Origin of the sequence: Acinetobacter sp. ESBL14, assembly GCF_036668815.1 — a bacterium.
In the GTDB taxonomy this organism is placed as follows: domain Bacteria; phylum Pseudomonadota; class Gammaproteobacteria; order Pseudomonadales; family Moraxellaceae; genus Acinetobacter; species Acinetobacter gyllenbergii.
On the sequence record NZ_JAZEVS010000017.1, the window covers coordinates 1 to 5082 of the forward strand.

The following is a 5082-nucleotide window of genomic DNA, read 5'->3' on the forward strand; positions in this document are numbered from 1 at the left end:
TTTGACTACCCGCATTGATACCTGTGGTTTTATCAATAACCACACCACCAACAGTCACTTTATCTGCTGTAATACCAGCATTATTAATAACAGTATTGCCTGTTGTTACGCTGGTTAAGTTCAAGTCTTTGCTTAATGCAAATGCGACATTATTTCCTGTCTTGGTTGCAGTCAAGTTGGTATCAGATGGTGTTGCCACACCGATATCAACCGTATCACCCGCTTTGATCGCACCACTGTTCTTACCATTGCTTTGTAAGTTGAAACCACCTTTTAAGGTCGTGATATCGTTGCCTTGGTTAGTAACAGTCGTTGTCAAATTACTTACATTTTGATTGGTCGTTGTTAATTGACCAAAGTTGACTGCATCACTTGCTGCCGTTCCTGCAGTAACATTCGTAATTTTTTGACTACCCGCATTGATACCTGTGGTTTTATCAATAACCACACCACCAACAGTCACTTTATCTGCTGTAATACCAGCATTATTAATAACAGTATTGCCTGTTGTTACGCTGGTTAAGTTCAAGTCCTTACTTAATGCAAATGCAACATTATTTCCTGTCTTGGTTGCAGTCAAGTTGGTGTCTGATGGCGCTGCTACACCGATATCAACCGTATCACCCGCTTTAATCGCACCGCTGTTCTTACCATTGCTTTGTAAGTTAAAACCACCTTTTAAGGTTGTGATATCAGTGGTATTGGTTGTAATCTGATTACCTTGATTGGTGACAGTTGTTGTCAAATTACTTACATTTTGATTGGTCGTTGTTAATTGACCAAAGTTGACTGCATCACTTGCTGCTGTACCTGCTGCAACATTGGTGATTTTCTGGTTATTTAAATTTGCGCCACCATTTAAATTACTAACCCCAGTAACGCTCAGAGTTCCACCTGTTGCTAAATTTCCTGCAGTTACTGTACCTGAAAATACTGGGGCTTCTGCCATTTGAATACTAACAGTATTACCACTAACAGATGTTTTTAAATTATTGCCTGTATACGAACCTGCTGTAGAACCTGTTCCAGTAATGTTCAGAGTCGAGCCTAGCTTGTTCGCTGAAGTGCCTGTATTACCAGCAAAAGTGATGGCTTTCGTTATTTCATTATTCAAATTAGCCAATGCAGCAGGCACTGTATTTACAGCTGTATAACTAGTCCCATCGGTTTTCGTAATTGTATAGCTCGGAGGTGCAACCACGCCTGTTGTTGCATCAACTGTTGTTCCTAATGCAGTTGCCAAAGGTTTGATTTGTGAGACATTAACAGCATCATTATTTTTAAAGCCATTTGCAATATTCGCTACTCGCATAAACCGATCGGTTGTCCAAGTACCAGTCTTCGTCCCATTATTATATTTATCATCTCCAATAGCATGTCCAAAGGAAACCGTATTATCTGTTGTAACACTCGCCTCTGCACCTAATGCAAAAGAGTTTTTCCCAATTGCAACTGCATCATTCCCAATCGCAACCGCACCAGTACCATCGGCACTACTACTTGAATTCGCATATGCTCCACTACCGATAGCAATAGAACCTTGACTTAAAGCTTTTGCATTATTACCAATCGCAATTGTATAAGGCTGCGATGCACAAGGCGCTTGAGAATTACCACCAATTGAGATTGCACCTGTCTGTCCACTCGAACCAGTACTTGTACTATCACAAGTAGTATTTAAATAACCACCACCAGCAGTATACCCTCCAGCAAATGCATGCGATGGCGCAAGGACTGTAAAAATAGCAAAACTTAATGCTTTAAGATTAAAAAACTGACTGTGCTCTACTGTATGAGAGACTTGTTCTGTCTCTATACTTCCTGTGACAGCTGCACCACTATTTTTTGTTTTTCCTTTAGCAAGTTCCGAAACCGCTACCCAAGCACCCAATGAGGCGTTCCATACAACCTTATAAACCTTATTCATAATATTTTTCCAAACGCAGATAAAAGTTACAACGTGTTCACTTATGTGTACAAGTCTGTCTATTAAGTAAAGAAATGTAATTTATTACTAATAAAATAACTTTTTTAAAATGAGAAGTAAATCACACTAGTGCAAGTTGTATATCTATCAAATCACTAATATTATTTTTTATGATATTCTTATTATTTAAATTAAATAAAGTAAAATCAATAATTAATTTTTAACAAAAACAAAAAAACAAATCACATCTTTTTTATCTTATGCAAAAAGATATACAAAAAAAGTCGATACATGACAGTTATTGACAATATTTTTCTTATTTGAGCGTAAAATTTCGAATTAATATTTGTATCTGAATGTCAAAAAAATAAAAAAGCCAGCATAAATGCTGGCTTTTCCGATTTGAATAAGTTTACCAAGTGACATTGACACGTCTGTTCGGTGCTAAACAATTAACTAGTTGGCTATTTACTTTATTCCCTGCACATTGCTGATATATATCAGTTTGGCTATTGGCTTGAATTTGAATACGATTTGCATCAATACCTTCATCCACCAACAATTTCGCTACTGTATTGGCACGTTGTGAAGATAGTTGTTGGTTATAAGCAAATTTCCCTAATGGATCAGCAAAGCCTGCAACAACAACTGGACCAGTTGAAGTGCTTTGTTTGATTCGCTGTGCAATTGAGGTCACAGCACTAGAACCCTGCTCAATTGCATTTGCATTAAAACGATCAAATGCAAAGAAGATACTTCCGGAACGTACGCTATCCATATTGGCATTCGTTGGGACTTGGTTATTCGCACCCCAGGCCATTAAACCTTCACATGCTTCACCTTTCCAAGACAATCTTTCCGAAAGATATTTCTTATCGAAATCAACACGTAATTGGCAACGTAAATAGTCTTGGCTATTCGGCTGACGAATATCTAAAACATAGTTCCAAGTTTTTACAAAGAATACGCCTTCGCTAAATTGAGGATGGCCCAAAATGTGACTAATTTGATCTTTGGTTAAACCTGTATCTAGGCGAGCAACATGATCATATTCATAACGCTGAACTTGTTTTAAATAGCTTTTCTCAACCGCTGGAAATTTAATTTCTTCTTGTTGAGCAACATCGGCTTCTTGTGCAAATGTAGTGGTTGCAGTCAAACCAACTAAAGCTGCCATCATCAAAATTTGAATATTCTTGTTCATTTCTCTACTCACAATATCTGTTGAATATAAGGAGAGCTTTTGACTCCCCTTATTTAAGGCAATTAGTCGATAATTGTACTTACACCAATACGTACTAGCGGACTACCTTGGCTACCTAAAGCAGCACCTGTCGTTAATGACCAACGACCATTATCCGCGGTACGACGGAAAGTCACACCCACTGCATTTTGATCGTTGTAATATGCTGCACCGACTGCCATAGTCAATTTACCTGGAACATAAGGCGCTTGCTCAAGTGCGGCTGTTGCAGCAATCCCCGCAGACATTTTGTCTTCAAGGTTGTCAATACGTTTGTTAGTGTCGTAAAAGACCTGTTGTAACTGATCACCAAGGTTGTTGATCTTGTTACCCAATTCTTGATTAGATTGGTTCAAGGTTCCAATCGCATCATGAATATTGTCTTTACCCGTACCACCAATATTGTTGGTTTTAATCGTACCGTCTTGATTAACAGTCGTATTGCCGCCAATGCTGTTCTTAATGCTGTCAGAAATGTTATGGATTTGACCACCGTTCACGGCTTGATTAGAACCCGCTTTAATCTCACCATCCTTAACACCTTGCACGACACGGTCACCATCTTTACCAGCCATATTGATACTTGTACCACCCGTATCTTTACCAACGGTAATTTCACCGTTTGGTTTCTGCTGCTGAACTAATCCACTCTTACCATCATTGATGTTTTGGATATTGTTCTGGATGTTTTGGATATCATTTGTGTTTTTGTCAACATTTTGCTTAACATCCCACAATTGACCACCATTCACCGCATCTTTAGAACCTTGCTCGACTTTACCATCAGCAACATTCTTCAAGTTTGTGCCGTCTTCTCCACCACCTAAGGTCACAGAGTTTTTGTCAACATTGCCATTTTTGTCTTTGTCATATTGAACAGCATTATCCGAAAGATTACCGATGTCTTTACCAATCTGGTCTTTCAATTTATTCAACTGGTCAACATTGACTGCGTCTTTGCCATTAACACCATCCGCAACGTTAGTGATGTTCTTACCACCAGCATCAATACCATTTATTGTGATACTTGGACCACCTTTAATAGTTAAACCATTGTTGTTTAGTACCGTATTGCCAGTCGTGATGCTGTCGAATTTCGCATCTTTTAACAATTCGATCTTGATACCATCTTCTGTAGTACGTGTGATCACGTTCTCGCCACTGGTTTTGTCTTCTGCTGTTGCAGCATCCGCACCACCCACGATGTTTAACTTATCACCCAACTTACGATGAACATCTTTACCTGCATTGCCTGCAAAGTTTAGACCTTTGTTGGTCAAGTCATTTACACCATTGGTAACTTTGTCATCAACCGATTTGATTGCATCATTGATGTTGTCTTTTCCTGTACCACCAATGTTGTTGGTGCTGATGCTACCGTCTTTATTAACAGTCGTATTGCCACCAATACTGTTCTTGATGCTTTCAGAAATATTCTGAATCTGACCACCATTCACTGCATCTTTAGAACCTTTCGCAATTGAACCATCAGCAACATTCGTAATGACTTTATTACCCGCATCGATGCCATCTTTGGTAATACTTGGACCATCTTTAATGGTTAAACCCTTGTCGTTTAATACCGTATCACCAGTCGTGATGCTGTCTAAATTAAGGTCTTTCTTGGTTGAAACTTCGTAGTTAGTACTACCATCTTTATTGGTGGTTTCTTTAACAACGATGTTGTCGCCTTCAGTCACTGTGGTTTTTGCTTTAGTTGCGGCATCTTTCACATTACTGATTGCATCATTAATGTTGTTTTTACCTGTACCACCAATGTTGTTCGTGCTAATACTGCCATCTGGATTAACCGTTGTGTTTCCACCAATGCTGTTCTTGATGCTTTCAGAAATATTCTGAATCTGACCACCATTCACTGCATCTTTAGAACCTTTGGCAATTGAACCATCAG

3 protein-coding genes are annotated in these 5082 nt (G+C 38.8%); all 3 read right to left on the reverse strand.

Going from position 1 to position 5082, the window contains the following annotated elements; genetic code table 11:
* Positions 1–1927: ESPR-type extended signal peptide-containing protein (locus V6E90_RS21350; protein ID WP_332606391.1), on the reverse strand; the 1927-nt coding region annotated here is incomplete at its 3' end.
* A gap of 412 nt (positions 1928–2339) precedes the next feature.
* The gene (gene tpgA / locus V6E90_RS21355) at positions 2340–3131 is read right to left on the reverse strand and encodes a trimeric autotransporter adhesin/peptidogylcan-associated protein TpgA (protein WP_332606392.1); all 792 of its coding nucleotides are present in this window, start codon (positions 3129–3131) and stop codon (positions 2340–2342) included.
* A gap of 62 nt (positions 3132–3193) precedes the next feature.
* The coding region (locus tag V6E90_RS21360) for a YadA-like family protein (RefSeq protein ID WP_332606393.1) at positions 3194–5082 on the reverse strand (1889 nt) is incomplete at its 5' end.